The sequence below is a fragment of the Variovorax sp. CF313 genome (assembly GCF_000282635.1).
GTDB lineage: Bacteria > Pseudomonadota > Gammaproteobacteria > Burkholderiales > Burkholderiaceae_C > Variovorax.
Window position 1 is genome coordinate 16,666 of the sequence record NZ_AKIW01000042.1, and the last position, 17,656, is coordinate 34,321.

17 protein-coding genes and 1 pseudogene are annotated in these 17,656 nt (G+C 66.8%); 10 read left to right on the plus strand and 8 right to left on the minus strand.

Annotation, left to right across the window (positions count from 1 at the left end):
* The 4 genes from PMI12_RS12735 to PMI12_RS12750 are packed head-to-tail and all read left to right on the plus strand — an operon-like array spanning position 1 to position 3,174.
* Positions 1 to 561: an MSMEG_0567/Sll0786 family nitrogen starvation N-acetyltransferase gene (locus tag PMI12_RS12735; protein ID WP_007832837.1), complete on the plus strand. Its 561-nt coding sequence runs from the start codon at positions 1 to 3 to the stop codon at positions 559 to 561.
* Positions 558 to 1,568 (plus strand): sll0787 family AIR synthase-like protein, encoded by a 1,011-nt coding sequence (locus PMI12_RS12740; protein ID WP_007832838.1) that lies wholly within the window; start codon positions 558 to 560, stop codon positions 1,566 to 1,568. The genes PMI12_RS12735 and PMI12_RS12740 overlap by 4 nt, the downstream gene beginning before the upstream one ends.
* Positions 1,559 to 1,843: an MSMEG_0570 family nitrogen starvation response protein gene (locus PMI12_RS12745; protein WP_007832840.1), complete on the plus strand. Its 285-nt coding sequence runs from the start codon at positions 1,559 to 1,561 to the stop codon at positions 1,841 to 1,843. Before PMI12_RS12740 ends, PMI12_RS12745 begins: the two co-directional genes overlap by 10 nt.
* Before the next feature lie 32 nt (positions 1,844 to 1,875).
* Positions 1,876 to 3,174 (plus strand): MSMEG_0569 family flavin-dependent oxidoreductase, encoded by a 1,299-nt coding sequence (locus PMI12_RS12750; RefSeq protein ID WP_007832843.1) that lies wholly within the window; start codon positions 1,876 to 1,878, stop codon positions 3,172 to 3,174.
* Positions 3,175 to 3,198: 24 nt separating this feature from the next.
* Here PMI12_RS12750 and PMI12_RS12755 read toward each other — a convergent pair whose 3' ends face one another.
* The 5 genes from PMI12_RS12755 to PMI12_RS12775 are packed head-to-tail and all read right to left on the minus strand — an operon-like array spanning position 3,199 to position 6,897.
* Positions 3,199 to 3,726 (minus strand): DUF4286 family protein, encoded by a 528-nt coding sequence (locus PMI12_RS12755; protein WP_007832845.1) that lies wholly within the window; start codon positions 3,724 to 3,726, stop codon positions 3,199 to 3,201.
* A gap of 13 nt (positions 3,727 to 3,739) precedes the next feature.
* Positions 3,740 to 4,267: a carboxymuconolactone decarboxylase family protein gene (locus PMI12_RS12760; protein ID WP_007832847.1), complete on the minus strand. Its 528-nt coding sequence runs from the start codon at positions 4,265 to 4,267 to the stop codon at positions 3,740 to 3,742.
* Positions 4,264 to 5,223 carry a Bug family tripartite tricarboxylate transporter substrate binding protein gene (locus tag PMI12_RS12765; protein ID WP_007832849.1) on the minus strand — a complete coding sequence of 320 codons (960 nt, stop codon included), beginning with the start codon at positions 5,221 to 5,223 and terminating at the stop codon, positions 4,264 to 4,266. The genes PMI12_RS12760 and PMI12_RS12765 overlap by 4 nt, the downstream gene beginning before the upstream one ends.
* Positions 5,224 to 5,260: 37 nt before the next feature.
* Positions 5,261 to 6,061 carry an SDR family NAD(P)-dependent oxidoreductase gene (locus PMI12_RS12770; RefSeq protein ID WP_007832850.1) on the minus strand — a complete coding sequence of 267 codons (801 nt, stop codon included), beginning with the start codon at positions 6,059 to 6,061 and terminating at the stop codon, positions 5,261 to 5,263.
* Positions 6,058 to 6,897 (minus strand): amidohydrolase family protein, encoded by an 840-nt coding sequence (locus tag PMI12_RS12775; RefSeq protein ID WP_042673309.1) that lies wholly within the window; start codon positions 6,895 to 6,897, stop codon positions 6,058 to 6,060. The genes PMI12_RS12770 and PMI12_RS12775 overlap by 4 nt, the downstream gene beginning before the upstream one ends.
* A gap of 70 nt (positions 6,898 to 6,967) precedes the next feature.
* Here PMI12_RS12775 and PMI12_RS12780 point away from each other — a divergent pair, with 70 nt between their 5' ends.
* Both PMI12_RS12780 and PMI12_RS12785 read left to right on the plus strand, forming a co-directional pair.
* Entirely contained in the window at positions 6,968 to 7,852 is an 885-nt protein-coding gene (locus tag PMI12_RS12780; RefSeq protein ID WP_007832854.1) for a LysR substrate-binding domain-containing protein, read from the plus strand.
* A 134-nt stretch (positions 7,853 to 7,986) separates the two neighbouring features.
* Positions 7,987 to 8,844, plus strand: coding sequence for an alpha/beta fold hydrolase (locus PMI12_RS12785; RefSeq protein WP_081502650.1), 858 nt, complete (start codon positions 7,987 to 7,989; stop codon positions 8,842 to 8,844).
* A gap of 33 nt (positions 8,845 to 8,877) precedes the next feature.
* Here the strand turns inward: PMI12_RS12785 and PMI12_RS12790 are convergent.
* Positions 8,878 to 9,676 (minus strand): annotated as a pseudogene (locus PMI12_RS12790) (IclR family transcriptional regulator).
* Between the two features lie 198 nt (positions 9,677 to 9,874).
* Between PMI12_RS12790 and PMI12_RS12795 the strand changes: the two are divergent.
* Genes PMI12_RS12795 through PMI12_RS12810 form a run of 4 tightly spaced genes read left to right on the plus strand, consistent with a single transcriptional unit; the run spans position 9,875 to position 15,148 of the window.
* Positions 9,875 to 10,873, plus strand: a complete 999-nt coding sequence (locus PMI12_RS12795) for a tripartite tricarboxylate transporter substrate binding protein (protein ID WP_007832865.1) — start codon at positions 9,875 to 9,877, stop codon at positions 10,871 to 10,873.
* Positions 10,874 to 10,890: 17 nt separating this feature from the next.
* Positions 10,891 to 11,691, plus strand: a complete 801-nt coding sequence (locus PMI12_RS12800) for an enoyl-CoA hydratase/isomerase family protein (protein ID WP_007832867.1) — start codon at positions 10,891 to 10,893, stop codon at positions 11,689 to 11,691.
* A gap of 5 nt (positions 11,692 to 11,696) precedes the next feature.
* Positions 11,697 to 13,781, plus strand: a complete 2,085-nt coding sequence (locus PMI12_RS12805) for an acetate--CoA ligase family protein (protein WP_007832869.1) — start codon at positions 11,697 to 11,699, stop codon at positions 13,779 to 13,781.
* Between the two features lie 32 nt (positions 13,782 to 13,813).
* Positions 13,814 to 15,148, plus strand: a complete 1,335-nt coding sequence (locus PMI12_RS12810) for an MmgE/PrpD family protein (protein ID WP_007832871.1) — start codon at positions 13,814 to 13,816, stop codon at positions 15,146 to 15,148.
* 71 nt (positions 15,149 to 15,219) lie between these two features.
* On the opposite strand, the gene PMI12_RS29620 is transcribed toward PMI12_RS12810, so the two are convergent.
* The gene (locus PMI12_RS29620; protein WP_007832873.1) at positions 15,220 to 16,722 is read right to left on the minus strand and encodes an ABC transporter permease; all 1,503 of its coding nucleotides are present in this window, start codon (positions 16,720 to 16,722) and stop codon (positions 15,220 to 15,222) included.
* Positions 16,723 to 16,793: 71 nt separating this feature from the next.
* Entirely contained in the window at positions 16,794 to 17,624 is an 831-nt protein-coding gene (locus PMI12_RS12820; RefSeq protein ID WP_042673340.1) for a substrate-binding domain-containing protein, read from the minus strand.
* Positions 17,625 to 17,656 lie beyond the last annotated feature (32 nt).

Sequence of the window (17,656 nt, forward strand, 5' to 3'; positions counted from 1 at the left end):
ATGCTGTGCATCGACGACCTGAGCGAGCTCGACCTGCACTACGCGCCGGTCGAGTACCTGGTGCGCGAGGCGGCGCAGCAGTGGGAGCGCGACGAAGCGATGGGGCTGCGCCGGGCGGTGTTCTGCATCGAGCAGGGCATCTTCGTGCGCGACGACCGCGATGCCATCGACGACCACGCGCAACTGCTGGTGGCGATGTCCTGCGCGGCGGGCATGCCGGAGCAGGTGGTGGGCACGGTGCGCATCCACCGCGGGGAGGCAGATGGCGAATGGTGGGGCTCACGCCTTGCCGTGCATCCCGCGTTCCGCAGCCAGGGCCACCTGGGCGTGACGCTGATCCGCCTGGCGGTTTCGCGCGCCAACGCGCTTGGCTGCAAGCGCTTCTTCGCGCAGGTGCAGATGCAGAACGTGCCGCTCTTTCGCAAGCTGGGCTGGCAACTGCTCGAAGAAACCGGCGTGCACGGCCGCCCGCATGCACGCATGCAGGCCGAGCTCGGCTGGTACCCGCCCTGCCACGACCCCGTGAGCGGTTTCGTCACGCGCTCCAAGGTGCTGCCATGACCGACAACGTCCACGAAATCGCCGAAGCCCTTCGCGCCACGCGCGGCTTCGCCCACAAGCGCGACATCAGCGATGTGGTCTCCGCCCTCGGTCGGGCGCTTCCGGGCGGCCACGCGGCGCTCGCGCAGGCCGTGCCCATCGGCGACGACTGCGCCGCCATTCCCGACGGTCACGGCGGCTACCTGCTGTTCGCCATCGAGGGGCTGGTCGAGGACTTCATCGTGCGCATGCCGTGGTTCGCGGGCTACTGCGGTGTGATGGTCAACGTGAGCGACATCTACGCCATGGGCGGTCGGCCGACCGCCGTGGTCGATGCACTGTGGAGCACCGGCATGAGCCCTGCGGACGATGTTCTGCGCGGGCTGGCCGAGGCGGCTGTGCGCTACGGCGTGCCCATCGTCGGCGGCCACAGCAACAACCGCAGCGAGCGGCCGCAGCTCGCGGTCGCGATCCTCGGCCATGCGCGCAGTCTGCTCAGCAGCTTCGATGCGAAGCCCGGCGACCTGCTCGTGATGGCGGCCGACCTGCGCGGCGCCTACGAGGAGCCCTTTCCCTACTGGAACGCATCGACCGCCGCGCCCGCCGCGCGCCTGCGCGCCGACCTCGAAGTGCTGCCCGCGCTGGCCGAAGAAGGCCTGTGCCGTGCAGCCAAGGACATCAGCATGGCGGGCGCGGTGGGCACGGCCATGATGCTGCTGGAGTGCTCGGGCGTGGGCGCGCGCATCGAGCTCGACGCACTGCCCAGGCCCGCGGGCGTGCCGCTGATGCGCTGGCTGTCCTCGTTTCCGAGCTACGGCTTCGTGCTGAGCGTCGCGCCTGCGCAGGCGGGCCCGGTACTGGCGCGCTTCGCCGCGCGCGACATCGCCTGCGGCGTGATCGGCGAGGTCGACGCCACGCGGCAGGTGCACCTGCGTGCCGGTGGAGAAGAAGCCCTGCTGTGGGACTTCGGCAGCGACGCCTTCATCCAGCCACCCGCCATTCGACTGGAGGCCGCCGCATGCCGGTGACGCACTTCCGCGTGCGCTGGCCCGACGCCAGCGAGACCCGCTGCTACTCGCCCTCCAGCGTGGTGCGCGAACACCTCGTGCCCGGCGAGCCCTATGCCCTCGGCGAGTTCATGCAGCACGCGCGCGAGGCATTGGGCCTCGCCAGCGAGCGCGTGCGCGCGAAGTACGGCTTCGCGTGCTCGCAGGCGATGGACCAGCTCGCGGAGATCGAACACATCGCTGAGCGCTTCGCGGAAACCGCCGGCGCGCAGGTCACCGTCGTCGCCTTCGACTGACGACCCCATCCCCAGAGAGAAAGAAGCACCCCATGTCACACCCCTACAGCGGACGCAGCCACTACAGCGTCGTCATCGTCGGCGGCGGCCAGGCCGGCCTGTCGCTGAGCCACTGCCTGCAGCAGCGCGGCATCGACCACCTCGTGATCGAGAAGCGCAGCCTGGTGCACACCTGGCGCACGCAGCGCTGGGACTCGTTCTGCCTCGTCACGCCCAACTGGCAGTGCCAGCTGCCGGGATGGAGCTACCTCGGCAGCGATCCGCACGGCTTCATGGTCAAGGACCAGATCAACGAATGGCTCGCAGGCTTCGTCGATCATGTGAAGGCACCGGCCATCGAGGGCGTGACGGTCGAGCGCGTCTCGCGCGATGGAGAACGCGAGCGCTTCAACGTGCAGACCGACGCCGGCCTCTACACCGCCGACCAGGTGGTCGTGGCCTCGGGCGGCTACCACCGCCCCATCGTGCCGCGCCTCGCCGAGAAGCTGCCTGCGGGTGTGGCGCAGTTCCACTCGGCGCAGTACCGCAACCCGGCGCAGCTGCCCGAGGGCGCGGTGCTGGTGGTGGGCTGCGGCCAGTCGGGCGCGCAGATTGCCGAAGACCTGCACCTGGCCGGCCGCAAGGTTCACCTGGCCACAGGCCACGCGCCGCGCTGCGCGCGCTTCTACCGCGGCCGCGAGGTGGTCGACTGGCTCGCCGACATGAAGTACTACGAGATGCCCGTCACCGAGCATCCGCTGCGCGAAGGCGTGCGCGACAACACCAACCACTACGTGACCGGCCGCGACGGCGGGCGCGACATCGACCTGCGGCGCTTTGCGCTCGAAGGCATGGAGCTGTATGGGGTGCTGAGCGGCTTCGACAGCGGAAACTTCGAGCTGCAGCCCAACCTGCGCGACAACCTCGATGCGGCGGACGACACCTACAACCGCATCAACGCGTCGATCGACAAACACATTGCGGCGAAGGGCATCGAGGCGCCACCGCCTTCGGTCTACACGCCCGTGTGGGAGCCGACGCAAGAACGCACGCGGCTCGACCTTGCGGCGGCGGGCATCGGCAGCGTCGTATGGTGCATCGGCTTCTCGCCGGACTTCGCGTGGGTCGATGCGCCGGTGTTCAACGGGCGCGGTGCGCCGGTGCACCTGCGCGGGGTGACGAACGAACCGGGCCTGTACTTCCTGGGCCTGCCGTGGCTGCACACTTGGGGGTCGGGGCGCTTCTCGGGCGTAGCCGGTGATGCGGCGTTCCTCGCGGAAACCATCGAAAATAGAAGATCGAAACTGCGCGAGGCCCATGCCGCAGCGGCACGAACACTTCATGCCGCCTAGTGATCGAACATGCGCCGATGGTGTTCAGCGCTTGAAGAACATTGTCCTTCGCGCATTGCGAAATGCCGGTCGAACGCGTGAGCTCCATGCCGTTGCGCGCACCGCCAGCCATGCCGGGCTGTCGAGTGCGTCCGGGCTTTCGAGGTCGTAGCAGGCGTAGTACCGGGGAGAGCCGAAAGCAACGACGTAGCGCGAGGCCCGCACCGTTCCCTTGACCGCGGCCAGCCCGGGCAGATGCTCCTGCGCATACCAGGCGTTGAGTTCTTCCTCGAATTCCGGAAGTACGTCTGTCTCCACAACGTAGTGGAACGGGGCGGCCCGGCCTTGCGAAGCGCCCGCTATCTCCTGTGTGCAGACAAGGCGATGCCACCCGGAGCCGCCGCGCGGGAGTGCGTCGATCGGCAATGCGTCGCCCGGCAGGTAGAGGTAGATCGCGCCGTCGTCCACGGCCTGCCAGGGCCGGGCTTCCGGATGGAGCCGATGAAGTTCGGCCATGAGCAATTCGTTGGATGCAGCAGGTGCGTCCAGCTTGAGCAGCCAAAGGTCTTGCATCGCTCGTTTCGTTTCAGTGCGCGACGTTCAGTGCCACGAGCAGCCGTGACACCATGTTGTAGGCCGCCACCGTCGCCACGAGCTCCACGACGCCCCTGGCATCGAAGTGCTGCTGCACCTGCGTCATGAGGGCCTGCGGCACGACGATCTGCCGGGTCATGGTGTCGGTGAGTTCCAGCACCAGGCGTTCCATCGGCGTGAAGACGTCCGGCAATGCCTCGTCGCGAACGGCCGCGATCTTCTCGCTGCCGACGCCGGCCTTCTGTGCGTGGGGCACATGCGCGTCGAACTCGAAGCTCGCGCCGTTGAGTACGGCGACGCGAAGAATGATCAGTTCGCGCAGATCCGCCGGCACGCCGGTCTGGTTGCGCACGGCCGTGAGCAGGCGCTCCCAGCCCGAAGCGATCGGGCCGCTGTTGAGCAGCACCTGGTAGAGCAGGGAGACGCGACCGCGCTCCGCCATGATGCGGGACTCGACCTCGGCCAGTTCGGGCACCGTGCCGGGTTGCACCAAAGGCACGCGGATGTGGGAGATGGTCATTGATCGATCCTGATGTTCTTGTCTTGGATCAGCTTGGCCCATTTGTCGGTGTCGTGCTTCAGCAGCGCGGCCAGCGCCTGGGGCGTCGATGGCGCGGGCTCGGTGCCCGCCTTGAGCAGCTTCTCCCGCACCTGCGGATCGGCCAGCGTGTTGCGCACGGCCTTGTTGAGTGCGTCGACAACGGCCGCAGGCGTTTTGGCAGGCGCGAACATGGCGTACCAGTTGTTCGTGTCCACGCCCTTGATGCCTTGCTCCTCCAGGGTCTTGACGTCCGGCAACGACGGCAGGCGCTTGGGCGACGCCACGCCAAGTGCCTTGAGACGTCCGCCCTGCACGTAGTTGAGCAGCCCCGGCACATCACCGAAGAAGCCGCGCACCTGCCCGCCCATCAGGTCGGTGATGGCGAGGGCTCCGCCTTTGTAGGGAACGTGCAGGAGCTTGGCACCAGTGGCGTCCTTCAACTGCTCGATGGCCAGGTGCGGAATGCTTCCGATGCCGGACGACGCGATGGCGGTGGGGTTGGGGCGGCTTTTCGTGGCCGCCACGAACTCGGCGGCATCCTTCGAAGGTTCGTCCTGATTCGCGACCAGCAGTTCGACGTTGTTGACGACCACGGCAACGGGCGCGAAATCGCGTTGCATGTCATAGGGCAAGCTCTTGTAGAGCGCAGGGTTGATGGCGGCGGCGCCCACGCTGGTCAGCCAGACCGTGTTGCCGTCCGGCGGGGAGCGCACCACGCTCACAGCGCCGATCGCTCCGTTCGCGCCCGGCTTGTTTTCGACGATGACCGTGCGCCCCAGCTCCTTGCCCAGCCGTTCCGCCATGATTCGTGCGACCAGTTCGACCGGGCCTCCCGGCGCGAAGGTGACGACGATGCGCATGACTTGCGTTTGAGCAACTGCGTTGGTTGCGATGGAAAGGCCGAGCGCGGCGGCGAGAAGAAATTGCTTGATCACGAGTTTTGTCTCCGTCAGGGGAATTGTTGGAATGCGTTCAATCGCAACGTGCTGTCATGCCGCCATCCACGACCAGCTCCGTGCCGGTAATGAAGCGTGCCTCGTCGCTGGCCAGGAACAGCACGGCGCTCGCGGTGTCGCGGCCGTCGCCCATGAAGCCGAGCGGGATGCGTTTCTGGCGTTGGGCGAGCAGCGCCTCGACGTCGCCGCCTGCGCGCTGCCTGGCCAGCCGCGTCTCGACCATCGGTGTGTGCAACTGCCCCGGCACCACGCTGTTGACCCGCACGCCCTTCGCGGCGTGTTGAACGGCAATGACGCGCGACATTTGAATGACGCCCGCCTTGGTCGCCGCATAGGCCACTTGCGCGCTGCCGGTCCAGCGCATGCCCGAGGTCGACGAGATGTTGACGATGGAGCCCGCGCCCTTGGCCAGGAGTGTGGGAAGCACGTGCTTGCAGGTCAGGAACACGCTCTTGAGGTTGATGTCGATCTGCGAATCCCATGCGTCTTCGGCAAGTTCCACCGGCCCTCCGGCGGCGGAGCCACCGACGTTGTTGACCAGGATGTCGATCGTTCCGTAGGTCTGCAGGCAAGCCGCCGCCATGGCAGCGACGCTGTCGCTGCTGGTCACGTCGCAGACCCAGGGCGTGATCGAGGCGCGTGCAGCGCCGGCAAGCTCCAGGGTTTCGTCAAGCCGCGCACGATCGCGGTCGACCGCCAGCACCCTGGCGCCTTCTTCCGCCAGCCGCACTGCAATGGCGCGGCCGTTTCCCCAGCCGGCACCGACACATCCGGCGCCGGTCACGATGGCCACCTTGTTCGCAAATCGCAAGCTCATTGGTTGTCTCCAAATTGATAAAGTCGTTGGGGGTTGTGCATGAGCAACGCTTCGCGCACGGCTTGGCTCGGTGCGATCTCGGCGATGAGATCGACCAGTTGCCACTCGTCCGGAATGGGCCCTCCGTGGTTGGGGTGGGGCCAGTCGTTGCCCCACAGCACGCGGTTGCCGAATTCCGCGACCAATGTCCTGGCGAAGGCTTGAGCGTCTGCGTAAGGAGGCCCCAGGCGCGTGATGCGGTCCATGCCGCTGACCTTCACCCAGAAGCGCTCGTCGGCCATCAGCATCAGCAGCGCCTGGAAGTCCGGCTGGTTCAGGCCGAGGGCCGCGTCGATCCGGCCGATATGGTCGATCACCACGGGTGTCGGGGAGCGTCGCAGCGCCGGCGCCAGATCGGTCAGCAGGGCAGGGTCACCATGTATCTGCAGGTGCCAGCCCAGCGGCGCGATGCGCGCGGCCAGTGCAAGGACGTCTTCGATCGGCGTATGCCGTCCCAGATGTCCCATGAAGTTGAAGCGAACGCCCCGGAAACCGGCTGCGTGGAGGCGTTGAAGTTCGGCATCGTGGACGTCCGTTGGCAGCAGGGCAATGCCACGATAGTCGCTAGGACGTGATGTGACGGCGTCTTCTGTCGCACTGTTGTCGAAGCCGTGACAGCTCGACTGGACCACCACGCAGCGCGTCAGGCCCAGGCTGTCGTTCAGCGCGTATAGGGCTTCCTTGGGCGCATCTTCCTGGGGAACGAAGGTGGCCCCGGGTGCATATGGAAAGCGTGATCGAGGGCCGAAGACATGGCAATGTGCATTGCATGCCCAGGATGGAAGAGTCAATGTCATGCCGCGAGTGTTGCAACCCGCGGATATCGGTGATAGGTATGCGTGTCTATATCAGCTATGCTCATCCGCTATGGAATTGCGGCAGCTTCTCTACTTAGTCACGGTGGTCGACGCCGGGAGTCTCAGCCGAGGTGCTGTGGTACTCGATCTCGCCCAGCCCAGTCTGAGCAGACAGATCGCACTTCTCGAGGCCGACCTCGGACAACGGCTGCTCGTGCGAACGGGGCGTGGCGTGGTGCCGACCGAGGCGGGGGAGGCCTTGCTCATTCATGCTCGCGCGATGCTCGACATTTCCCGGCAAGCCCGTGACGAGTTGCGCGACATGGATGAAAGCCCTGCCGGCCGGATCATCGTCGGCATGCCGCCCCGCGTGGCGTTGGGGCTGAGTACGTCGCTTGTCCAGCGATTCAGAGAGAGGTTCCCGCGCGCAGTGATCACGGTGCTCGAAGGACTGAGCGTGGCACTGCGCGAGTCGTTGATTGCGGGAAGGCTGGATCTTGCGCTTCTGTTCGACCCCGCGGCCTCACCCCAGTTGACGTTCCAGCCGCTGATGCGAGAGAAGCTGCTGCTGGTCGCACCGCCCGCCAGCAGATTGCCGGCCAAAGTAGGCCTGGCCGCATTGGCGAACTACCCGATGGTGCTGCCGAGCGCTCCGAATGCGATTCGCCATTTGCTTGACTCCGTGTTGAATCCGCGTCGAATCCAGTTGCAGGTTCTTGCGGAAGTCGGTGCCGTCCAGACCGTGCTCGCATTGGTCGCTACGGGTGTTGGATGCACGATCCTTCCGGAAAGCGCACTCCGGGCGAGCGGCAACGAGAAGCTGCAGCGCGCGCCCATCGGTCCGCCGACGATCTGGAATGCGTTGATGCTGGCGACGCCGGTGGCGCGTCCCGCAACGCGCCTGACACGGGGAACCGCACAGCTCTTGCAGGAACTGGATTTCCGGCAGCGCTAGCCGGGTCGGACCTGCGGCCGTAGGTACAAGTCGCTCGCGATCTCGAATGCGAGCACAGGCATAGCTGGCAGACATAGCTGATATAGGAGCGACCAGCTTACGAATGCTGGTATCGCCACGGAGACTCCGGCACCATGTCCATCGAAAACCAGTCAACTCCCGCAGGCGGGGCTCTTTCACGGAGCAAGCTGATCTCATACCGCCCGGCACGCGCGAGTGCGGATGTCCAGATCGAATTCACTGACCAGGGCACGGGGCCCGTTGTCTGCATCCTGCCGTCGCTGGCTCGATCGGGGCGAGACTATGACGTCGTTGCAGCCCATCTCGCAGCATCAGGCTTTCGCGTCCTTCGACCTGAACCGCGCGGCATCGGTCGCAGCAAGGGGCCGATGGAAGAGCTCGATCTGCACGACTTCGCGAGCGATGTCGCCGCGGTCCTCGACAGCGAGGCAGTCGGTCCGATCGTGATCGTCGGCCATGCGTGGGGCAGTCAACCCGCCCGCACACTGGCGGCAGACCGGCCGGATCTCGTACGCGGTGTCGTCATGGCGGCGGCTTCCGCCGGCAAGCTTCCTCCCGGGTCGACCGAGAAGCCCTACAGCCGCCTGCGCGATGAGATCGACGGTGCGGGCGATCTCTCCCTGTCGGAGCCTCGAAGGCTCGAGTGCCTTCGCAAGGCTTTCTTTGCGCCGGGGCACGATCCCAGCGTGTGGCTTGGCGGCTGGTTTCCTGCGGCCCACGATGCCCAAGGTCGCGCCCGGGAGATCACCCCCGTGGATGACTACTTCTCCGCGGGCGACCGCGTACCCATCCTCGACCTTCAGGCCGAGCATGACGCCGTGGTCGTCCCCGACATCATGAAGCCGATGCTGGGCGATCGTGTCACCGTCGAGATCGTTCGCGACGCGGGGCATGCAATGGCTCCAGAGCAACCGCGCGCGATGAGCGACGCGATCGCGTCCTTCGCGCGAAAGGTGTACCTCGCTGTCTGAGCGGTGAATGCAGGTTTGCGGCCGAAGGCCTGCTCAGGCGGATGCCAGAAGAGCGGCTGTCGCTTTCTCCCGCAGGGAAAGCAATGGGCCGCTGAGTTCCTGCTCCACGTCGTCCATGTTGGCGGCGGTGGCGACACTGACGTTGAGCACATAGATCGGGCGATCCGCCAGCACGATCGGTGCTGACAGGGCGATCACTTCCGGTTGCCATGCGGCGCTGCAGTAGCCGCGCTGCTCGATGCTGAGTTTCGCGGACTTGATCTCGTCTCGCAACTGCCCCCATCCGGTGGAGCGTCTGCTGCGGAACAGTGCCAGCAGCGCTCGCCTCGTGGATTCCGGAGCGACCGCCAGATAGGCGCGGCCCAACGAAGTGAGTTCCATCGGCACCCGTTGACCTGCCACCACATGGCGTAGCGCAACGCGGCGGTTGTAGCGAACGGATTCGAGATAGACCATTTCGATCGCGATCGGGCACCGCCAGGCCGACGTTGATGCGCATCTTTTCGGCCAGCGCGCGCATCAGCGGGGCGACCGTGTTCAGCACCGGCGAGCCCGCGCGCATCGCATGGGCCAGGCTCAAGACATGTGCGGCGAGGCGGTAGGCCCGGCGGGCGCGATCGTGCTCCAGCAGGCCGGTTTCCACCAGCGTCTGCGTCAGGCGGCTCACGGTGGCACGAGACAGTCCCGTGCGTTCCGCGAGCTCGCCGTTGCCAAGCAGATCGGCGCCTGGCCTGAACGCTCTGAGCACTTCGACACCGCGCACGAGCGACCGGTTGAGCATCGGGTCTTCGTGGTGTGGCCGGCGCGCTTTTTCAGAGGGTGTGTTCGACATGTTCCGCGAGTGGCGTGTGGCGCTGAAAACGTGGGGAGAGGCGCCGGGCAGCGTATCACCGATTTCCATCTGTTGGAAATAGGGGGGTGCGCGAACCGCTTGGCAAATCTAAGCTTCACCCATTCGATGAGAACCGCAGCCCAACGTGGCCGTCGATGGGGCTTCCCGTACTTCCCTTGTCAAACCGGAGACAAATCCATGCAGATCACGCTGACCCTGGCGCGTGCCAAACGAGCCGTCCTTTTCTCTTGCGCCACCGTTGCAGCAAGCCTGACAGCCTTCCCCGCTTTCGCGGCGTTTCCGGACAAGCCCGTGAAGATCGTGGTGCCATTCGCGCCGGGCGGAGGCACCGATCTCGTGGCGCGCACCATGGGCATCACCATGGGCCAGGAGCTGGGTCAACCGGTGATCATCGACAACAAGCCCGGTGCAGGCACCATCATCGGAACCGACGCCGTCGCGAAGAGCCAGCCCGACGGCTACACGCTTGTCATGGCGACCGTCGCGCACGTGGTGAATCCGAGCCTCCTGCCAAAGCTTCCCTACAACTACGAGAAGGCATTTGCGCCGGTCATGCTGGTGGGAATTTCGCCGAACGTGCTCGTCGTCCGGGCCGAAAGTCCTTACAAGTCCGTGGGCGACATCATCGCCGCGGCCAAGGCCCATCCCGGAAAGCTCTCGTTCGCATCGCAGGGCGCCGGCACATCGGCTCATCTCGCAGGCGAACTCTTCAAGAATCTCACCAAGACCGACATCACGCACATCCCCTACCGCGGCGCCGGCCCGGCCATCACGGATCTGCTGGGCGGCCAGGTCGATGTGATGTTCGCCACGGCAGCCGCGGTCGGCACGTTCATCGAAAGCGGCAAGCTGCGGGCGCTGGCCGTGACCACCGCCTCGCGCTCCACGGCGCCCTTGCTGGCCAGGGTGCCCACCGTCGCGGAGAGCGGCGTGCCCGGTTACGTGGCGGACAGCTGGTATGGCCTCTATGCGCCGGCCGGAACGCCACGGGACGTGATCATGAAACTGAACGCCGCCGCAAGGAAAGCCGTCCAGACCGAGGCCTTCCGCAAGCGCGTGGAAAGCGAAGGCCTCGTGATCGACGCGGGTTCGCCGGAGGCGTTCGACCGCTATGCCAAGGGTGAAGAGGCCCGCTGGCGAAAGGTGGTCAAAGAGAACCACATCACCACTGACTGAGGCCCAAGGGCAAAAAAATGACCGAAAACCTGATCCAACTCGAAGTCGTCGACGGCGTCGCCACGCTGTGGTTGAACCGCCCGGAAAAGCGCAATGCCATGAGCGACGACATGCGCACCGAATTCATCGCCGCGCTCGAGCGCGTGGCGAACGACAAGGCGATTCGCGCCCTGGTGCTGACGGGCAAGGGAAATGGCTTCTGCGCCGGCGGCGACATCGCCGGCATGGAGCGCCGGATGCAAGCGCCCGTGGGCGAGGTCGGCTTCAACGGTTGGAGCCGCCAGCAACGCGTGCACCACGCGCAGTCGCTGCTGCACACCATGCCCAAGCCGACCATCGCCGCAGTCAACGGCGCCGCGTCGGGCCTGGGTGCCGATACGGCGCTCGCCTGCGACTTCATCATTGCGTCGGATGCGGCGAGCTTCACCTGGTCCTATATCAACCGCGGCATCATTCCCGACGGCGGCGGCATGTACTTTCTGCCTCGCCGCGTCGGCCTGGCCAAGGCCAAGGAGCTGATCTTCAGCGGCCGCAAGGTCGAGGCCGAAGAGGCGCTTCGTCTCGGCATCGCCGATCGCAAGGCCGATGCGGACAGCCTGATTGCGCAGGCACAGCGCTGGGCCGCCGAAATGAGCAAGGGCTCCGCCACGGCGCTGGCCCTGGGCAAGACCATCCTCAACCAGAGCTTCGAGTTGTCGGCCCATCAGGTGTTCGCCCAAGGCAGCCAGGCGCAAGGCATTTGCTACACCAGCACCGAGCATCGCGAATCGGTGATGGCGTTCCTGGCCAAGACCTCCACCCCGGCCGGCAAGGAGTGAGCGCCATGAATGCCATCTCCCGACTCCTCAAGCCACGCAGCGTCGCCGTCATCGGAGCGTCGGGCGACGCCACCAAGACCGCTGGCAGGCCCATCTCGTACCTCGTGAAGCACGGCTTCTCGGGCGAAATCTATCCGGTGAATCCGAAGGCCGATCGCATCGGCGAGCTGGCCTGCTATGCGGACGTGGCTTCGCTGCCGGCGGTGCCTGACGTGGGCATCGTGCTGCTCGGGGCCGAGCGCGCCCATCTGGCGGTGCGCGACCTGGCCGCCCGCGGCACCGCGGCAGCCATCGTGCTGGCCAGCGGCTACACCGAGACCGGTGAAGAGGGCGCGCGCCGCCAGAGGCAGCTGATGGACGCGGCCGGGTCCATGCGCATCCTGGGGCCCAACACCATCGGCCTGGTCAACCTCACGGACAACATCGTGCTGTCGGCCACGGGTGCGCTCGAGATGGCGCACTTTCCCGTCGGCGGCGTCGGCGTGGTGTCGCAGAGTGGCGGCATCCTCGGTTCGCTGTTGTCTCGCGCTGCGGTGCGCGGTATCGGCCTGTCCAAGCTGATCTCGACCAGCAACGAGGTCGACCTGGAGCTGGCGGACTTCATCGATCATCTCGCCGAAGACGACGCCACGAAGGTCATCGCGCTGTACGTCGAGACGGTGCGCAATCCGGAGAAGTTCCGCGCTGCGGCGCTGAAGGCGGCACGCGCGGGCAAGCCTGTGGTCGCGTTCAAGATCGGCCGTTCCGAGGCGGGCGCCAAGGCGGCGGTGTCGCACACCGGCGCGCTGGCCGGTGCCGACCGCATGTACGACGCGCTCTTCAGGCAGGTGGGCGTGATCCGCGCCCGGACATTCAATGACCTGCTGGACATCCCCGCCGCACTGGCCACCGGCCGTAAGCTGCGCGGCAACCGGGTCGCGGTCCTGACCTCCACCGGCGGCGCCGGGACGCTGGTGTCGGACGACCTGGGCCTGTCCGGCTTCGATACGCCCGCACCCGATGCCGCGACGGCCGAAGCATTGCGCGCGCTGCAGACCGGCGACCATGCCGTGCTCGATCGGAACCCGATCGACGTGACCCTGGCGGGCCTGCGGCCTGACTTGCTGCGCGGCGCCATCGATGTGCTGTTGAAGAGTCCCAGCTACGACGCCTTGACCATCATCGTCGGCTCATCCAGCCTCGCCATGCCCGAATTGATGGCCGGCGCGATCCAGGACTGCCTGCCGACCTCGGACAAGCCCGTCATTGCCTACGTGAGCCCGCACGCGCCGGAAATCGGCGCGCTGCTGACACAGCGCGGTGTCCCCGCTTTTGCCGCGGCGGAAAGCTGCACCGCTGCGCTCGGCGCCATGCTGCGGGCCAGCCAGTGGAAAGACCCGGGCGAGCCGACCGCCGCCATGCAGCCGGTTGCGGTAGGCGATCTGCCTTCGGGCTCGCTCGACGAGGCGCAGGCCAAGCAGCTTTTCAGCCGTTTCGGCGTGCCGTGCGCGCGAGAGCTTGTCGTCACCGAGCCAGCGCAGGCCGAGGCCGCTGCGCGTGAGCTGGGTGGCCGCGTGGTGTTGAAGATCCTGTCGGCCCAGGTCACGCACAAGAGCGACGTGGGCGGTGTGGCGGTCAACCTCACGCCCGACACGGTGGGCGCGCGCCTGCTGCAGATGGCGTCCGATGTCGAGGCCAACGCCGGCTCGAGGCCGCAGCGATTCCTGGTGCAGGAAATGGTGGCCGGCGGTACCGAACTGATCCTCGGCATGCACCGTGATGCGCTGGGCACGGCCATCCTGCTGGGAATGGGCGGCGTCACCGCAGAGCTGTTCAAGGACACGGCGATGCGGCTTCTGCCGGCGCAAGGTGGCCTGAGCCGCGACGAGGCACTGGGCATGGCGCAGGAACTGAAGACGTGGCCGCTGCTGGACGGCTTTCGCGGCCGGCCCAAGGCCGATGTCGAGGCGCTGCTGGCGGCCATCGTCGCTTTCTCTCACATGGCGGCCCAACTGGGTGACCGTCTGGTCGAAGCCGAGATCAACCCGGTGTTCGTGCTGCCGCAGGGGCAGGGCGTGCGTGCTGCCGATGGCGTGGTCGTTCTTGCCTGAAGAAATTGAACCCCTGAATCAGGAGAACCTGGATGCATGCAACGGAAGTATTTGCGCGATACGCGGCCGAGTTTTACCGGCAGCCGCTCCCTGCCGAGGTCATTCATCATGCCAAGCGCGCAGTGATCGACTGGTATGCATCGCTTTTCCCGGGCCTGGATGCGGCACCGGTGCGCATGCTGGAGCAAGCCCTGGGCGACGACCTCGATCGCGGTGGCGCCTTCCTGGCGCAAGGGCGCCCGGCCACTGCGCGCGCTGCTGCGCTCATCAACGGCACGGCTGCGCATGCCGCAGAGGTAGATGACAGCTTTCGCGAGGCCATGTACCACCCAGGCGCTGCGACCATCGCGGCCGCAATGGCCGGTGGGCAGGACATCGGTGCCTCAGGGCTTCAGTTTCTGCGCGGCGTGGTGCTTGGCTACGAGATCTCGACGCGAATCGGCGTCGTGATGGGCCGGCCGCACTACAAGTTCTGGCACAGCACGGGCACCGTGGGTAGCTTCGGAGCGGCTGCGGCGGCTGGCGGATTGATGGAGCTCGACGAAGTTGCCTTCGCGCACGCGCTCGCCACCGCTGCGACCTTCACGGCGGGACTGCAGCAGGCGTTCCGGATGGATTCGATGTCCAAACCACTGCATGCGGGGCGTGCAGCCGAGGCGGGCCTCCTCGCTGCCCAACTGGCGCGGCGCGGCCTGACGGGTTCGCTGGATGTCCTCGATGGCGACGCCGGGCTCGGCCAGGCCATGAGCAACGGGCCCGACTGGTCGCAGGTCGGCGCGACGCTCGGGCAGGACTTTCACATCACACGCCTGACATTCAAGAACCATATCGGCTGCGGCCACACTTTTCCGTCGATCGACGGCGCCCTCGCGCTGCAGTCGAAGCACCGTATTGCGATTGAAGACATCGTTCGCATTCGTGTAGGCACCTATCGGCCAGCATTGGATATCGCTTGCTACGAGCGACCGGCTTCCGCCAACGAAGCACGCTTCAGCTTGAAGTACATGGTGGCGTCTGCCCTCGTGCATGGCAGCGTGCGCATGGCGGCGTTTGAGCCGGCGCGCCTCGAGGATCCCGCAACGCGCGCCCTGATGGAGCGCATGGAGGTCGCGGTGGATCCGGCGCTCGACGCGGCATTCCCGGGCCAGCGTGCCGCACGCATCGAGATCGACACCGCGGATGGGCGCCGGCTCAGCCATCTGCAGCCCAATCGGAAGGGCGATCCCGAGGAGCCACTGAGTGACGCCGACCTGGAAAGCAAGTTTCTCGAACTGTCCACGCCGGTGATCGGTGCCGCGCGGGCGCGCAGGCTTCTCGAGCGGCTGTGGCGCCTGGAGAGTGCGACCAGTCTTGCATACGAATCTTGATGAGGCAGGGGGCGTCGAGCCCACCAGGGGAGCGCAAGCGGCTTCGCCCAGGACGCCCAGGCCGGCCCTGCCTACGGCCGCAGGCGCCAGCCAAGTTCGCCCTGGAGGAACTGGGCGGCCTCGGCGGGCAGATCCTCTGCGTCGAAGAAGCACGCCACGGGGCGCTCGACGACGATCCGTCCAGCATGCAGATAAGCCACGCGCGTGGCGAGGCGCTTGGCCTGCCCGAGGTTGTGGGTGCTCATCACGATCGTCACGCCGCTGTTGGCGACCTCCTCGATGAGGGCCTCGATTTCATTCTTGGCGCCGGGATCCAGGCTGGCGGTCGGCTCGTCCAGGAACAGGATGTCCGGCTGCAGCGCCCAGGCGCGTGCGAGGCCAAGGCGCTGCTGCTGTCCACCCGAAAGCGAACGGGCAGATCGCGCGGCGTGTTCGAGCAGGCCCACGTTTGCCAGGCTTTGGCGGCAGCGCTCGCTGCGCTCGGAGGCCGGCACGCCGGAAAGCCAGAGGCCCACCCAGACATTGCGCCATACCGAAAGGCTCAACAGGAAAGGGCGCTGGAACAGCATGGCCGCTCGCGGAAGGCGGCCTTCGGGATGCAGTGGCAAGGATTCGCAGCGACCTTCGCAGGGCAAAAGTCCATGCAGCAGCCGCAGCAGCGTGGTCTTGCCAGAGCCGTTGGCTCCGATGAGGATGAGCCGGTCACCTCGGCGCACGGTCAGCGATGCGTCGTTCAGCGCCATCAGCGAGCGGAAGCGCACCGTGACCCGGTCGGCCCGGATCAACGGCGCCGCCTCGGTGGCAGCCGGCGTGCGAGGGGCGCGAGGAGTGGGCGTCCGGGGCGCCGCATGCGGCGGCACCTGAGAGGCGGCGCGCAGCGGGCGCGTGGCAAGCCAATGCAACAGGCCGATGGCGCCGTTGACCGCGCCGACCACCGCCAGCAGCACGATGCCCAGCGCCAAGGCCAGCGCAAGATCTCCCTTGCTGGTCTCCAGTGCGATGGTGGTGGTCATCACGCGCGTGACGCCGGCGATGTTGCCGCCGACGATCATCACGGCCCCTACCTCGGCAATGGCCCGCGCGAAGGCCGTGAGCAGGACGGTGGCCACGCCCATCCGGTCGTGCACCAGCATCAGCAGCGAGGTGGTGAGCGGCCCGGCGCCCAGGGAGCGCAACTGGTCGCAGCCATCGGCCAGGGCCGCCATCACGAGCCGGCGTGACAGGGCGGCGATCAGCGGCGTGACGAGCACGCTCTGCGCCACCACCATCGCTGAAGGCGTGAACAGGATTCCCAGTTCGCCCAGCGGTCCCGAGCGCGAGAGCAGCAGGTACACCAGCAGGCCCACCACCACGGCGGGCAGGGCGAGCAGCGTGTTCACCAACCACACGGCCAGCGCGTGCCCCGGGAACCGCGCCACTGCCAGCCAGGCGCCCAGCAGCAGGCCGAACAGCGCGCCAATTGCGCAGGCCGTGGCGCTGACCTGCAGCGAGAGCGCCGTGATGCGTACGAGTTCGGGGTCGGCGTGCGTGATGAGCTGCCAGGCCAGTGCCCAGCCTTCGGTCATGGTGTTCATCGAAGGACGGCTCTCAATGCAAGCGCGAGGCCATGCTCATCACGCGGCCCATCCATCGACTGGGCCACCGTTCACTGGCTCGCGTTCGGGAAGAAGAGCTGCTCGCCGCCGATCTTGTACGAGGCGATCGCGGCTTGCCCGTCGCGCGACACCACCCAGTCGGAAAAAGCCTGCGCCAGGTCTTTCTTGACGTGCGGATGCCTGGCCGGATTCACGACGATCACGCCGTACTGGTTGAACAGCTGCCGGTCGCCCTCGACCACGATGCCCAGGTCGCCGCGGTTCTTGAAGTTGAGCCAGGTGCCGCGGTCGGACAGCACATAGGCATTGGTGGAAGCGGCGATGTTGAGCGCCTGGCCCATGCCGCAGCCGCACTCCTTGTAGCCGGCGGGCTTGGCGGCCGCGAGGTCGATGCCCGCCAGTTTCCACTGGCGCAGTTCGGCCGCATGGGTGCCGCTCTTGTCGCCGCGCGAAACGAAGGCACCGCCCGTGGCGCCCAGCCGCTTGAGCGCGGCCGCGATGTCGTTGCCGCGCACGCCGGCCGGGTCGGATTTCGGTCCGATCAGCACGAAGTCGTTGTACATGACCGCGCGGCGCGGGAGGCCGAAGCCCTCCGCGACAAACTTTTCCTCGGCGGGTTGGTCATGCACGAACAGCGCATCGGCATCGCCGCGGCGCGCCATGTCCAGCGCCTGGCCTGTGCCCACAGCCACCACGCGCACCTCGGTGCCGGAGGCTTTCGTGAACTGCGGCAGCAGGTGCTTGAACAGGCCGGACTGCTCGGTCGAGGTGGTGGAAGCCAGCACGATGAACTTTTCTTGCGCCTGGGCGATCGGCGCGAGCAGCGTGCCGACGAGGGCAGCAGCGAGGGCGAGGAGGTTGAGGCGTCTGCGCGAGGCCATCGTCATCGTGTGGGTCCTTGGAAGTTGAGGAT

Coding starts and splice junctions, on each gene's coding strand:
- PMI12_RS12735 (WP_007832837.1), top strand. CDS start 1: ATGCTGTGCATCGACGACCTGAGCGAGCTCGACCTGCACTACGCGCCG.
- PMI12_RS12740 (WP_007832838.1), top strand. CDS start 558: ATGACCGACAACGTCCACGAAATCGCCGAAGCCCTTCGCGCCACGCGC.
- PMI12_RS12745 (WP_007832840.1), top strand. CDS start 1,559: ATGCCGGTGACGCACTTCCGCGTGCGCTGGCCCGACGCCAGCGAGACC.
- PMI12_RS12750 (WP_007832843.1), top strand. CDS start 1,876: ATGTCACACCCCTACAGCGGACGCAGCCACTACAGCGTCGTCATCGTC.
- PMI12_RS12755 (WP_007832845.1), bottom strand. CDS start 3,726: ATGCAAGACCTTTGGCTGCTCAAGCTGGACGCACCTGCTGCATCCAAC.
- PMI12_RS12760 (WP_007832847.1), bottom strand. CDS start 4,267: ATGACCATCTCCCACATCCGCGTGCCTTTGGTGCAACCCGGCACGGTG.
- PMI12_RS12770 (WP_007832850.1), bottom strand. CDS start 6,061: ATGAGCTTGCGATTTGCGAACAAGGTGGCCATCGTGACCGGCGCCGGA.
- PMI12_RS12775 (WP_042673309.1), bottom strand. CDS start 6,897: ATGACATTGACTCTTCCATCCTGGGCATGCAATGCACATTGCCATGTC.
- PMI12_RS12780 (WP_007832854.1), top strand. CDS start 6,968: ATGGAATTGCGGCAGCTTCTCTACTTAGTCACGGTGGTCGACGCCGGG.
- PMI12_RS12785 (WP_081502650.1), top strand. CDS start 7,987: ATGTCCATCGAAAACCAGTCAACTCCCGCAGGCGGGGCTCTTTCACGG.
- PMI12_RS12795 (WP_007832865.1), top strand. CDS start 9,875: ATGCAGATCACGCTGACCCTGGCGCGTGCCAAACGAGCCGTCCTTTTC.
- PMI12_RS12800 (WP_007832867.1), top strand. CDS start 10,891: ATGACCGAAAACCTGATCCAACTCGAAGTCGTCGACGGCGTCGCCACG.
- PMI12_RS12805 (WP_007832869.1), top strand. CDS start 11,697: ATGAATGCCATCTCCCGACTCCTCAAGCCACGCAGCGTCGCCGTCATC.
- PMI12_RS12810 (WP_007832871.1), top strand. CDS start 13,814: ATGCATGCAACGGAAGTATTTGCGCGATACGCGGCCGAGTTTTACCGG.
- PMI12_RS29620 (WP_007832873.1), bottom strand. CDS start 16,722: ATGAACACCATGACCGAAGGCTGGGCACTGGCCTGGCAGCTCATCACG.
- PMI12_RS12820 (WP_042673340.1), bottom strand. CDS start 17,624: ATGGCCTCGCGCAGACGCCTCAACCTCCTCGCCCTCGCTGCTGCCCTC.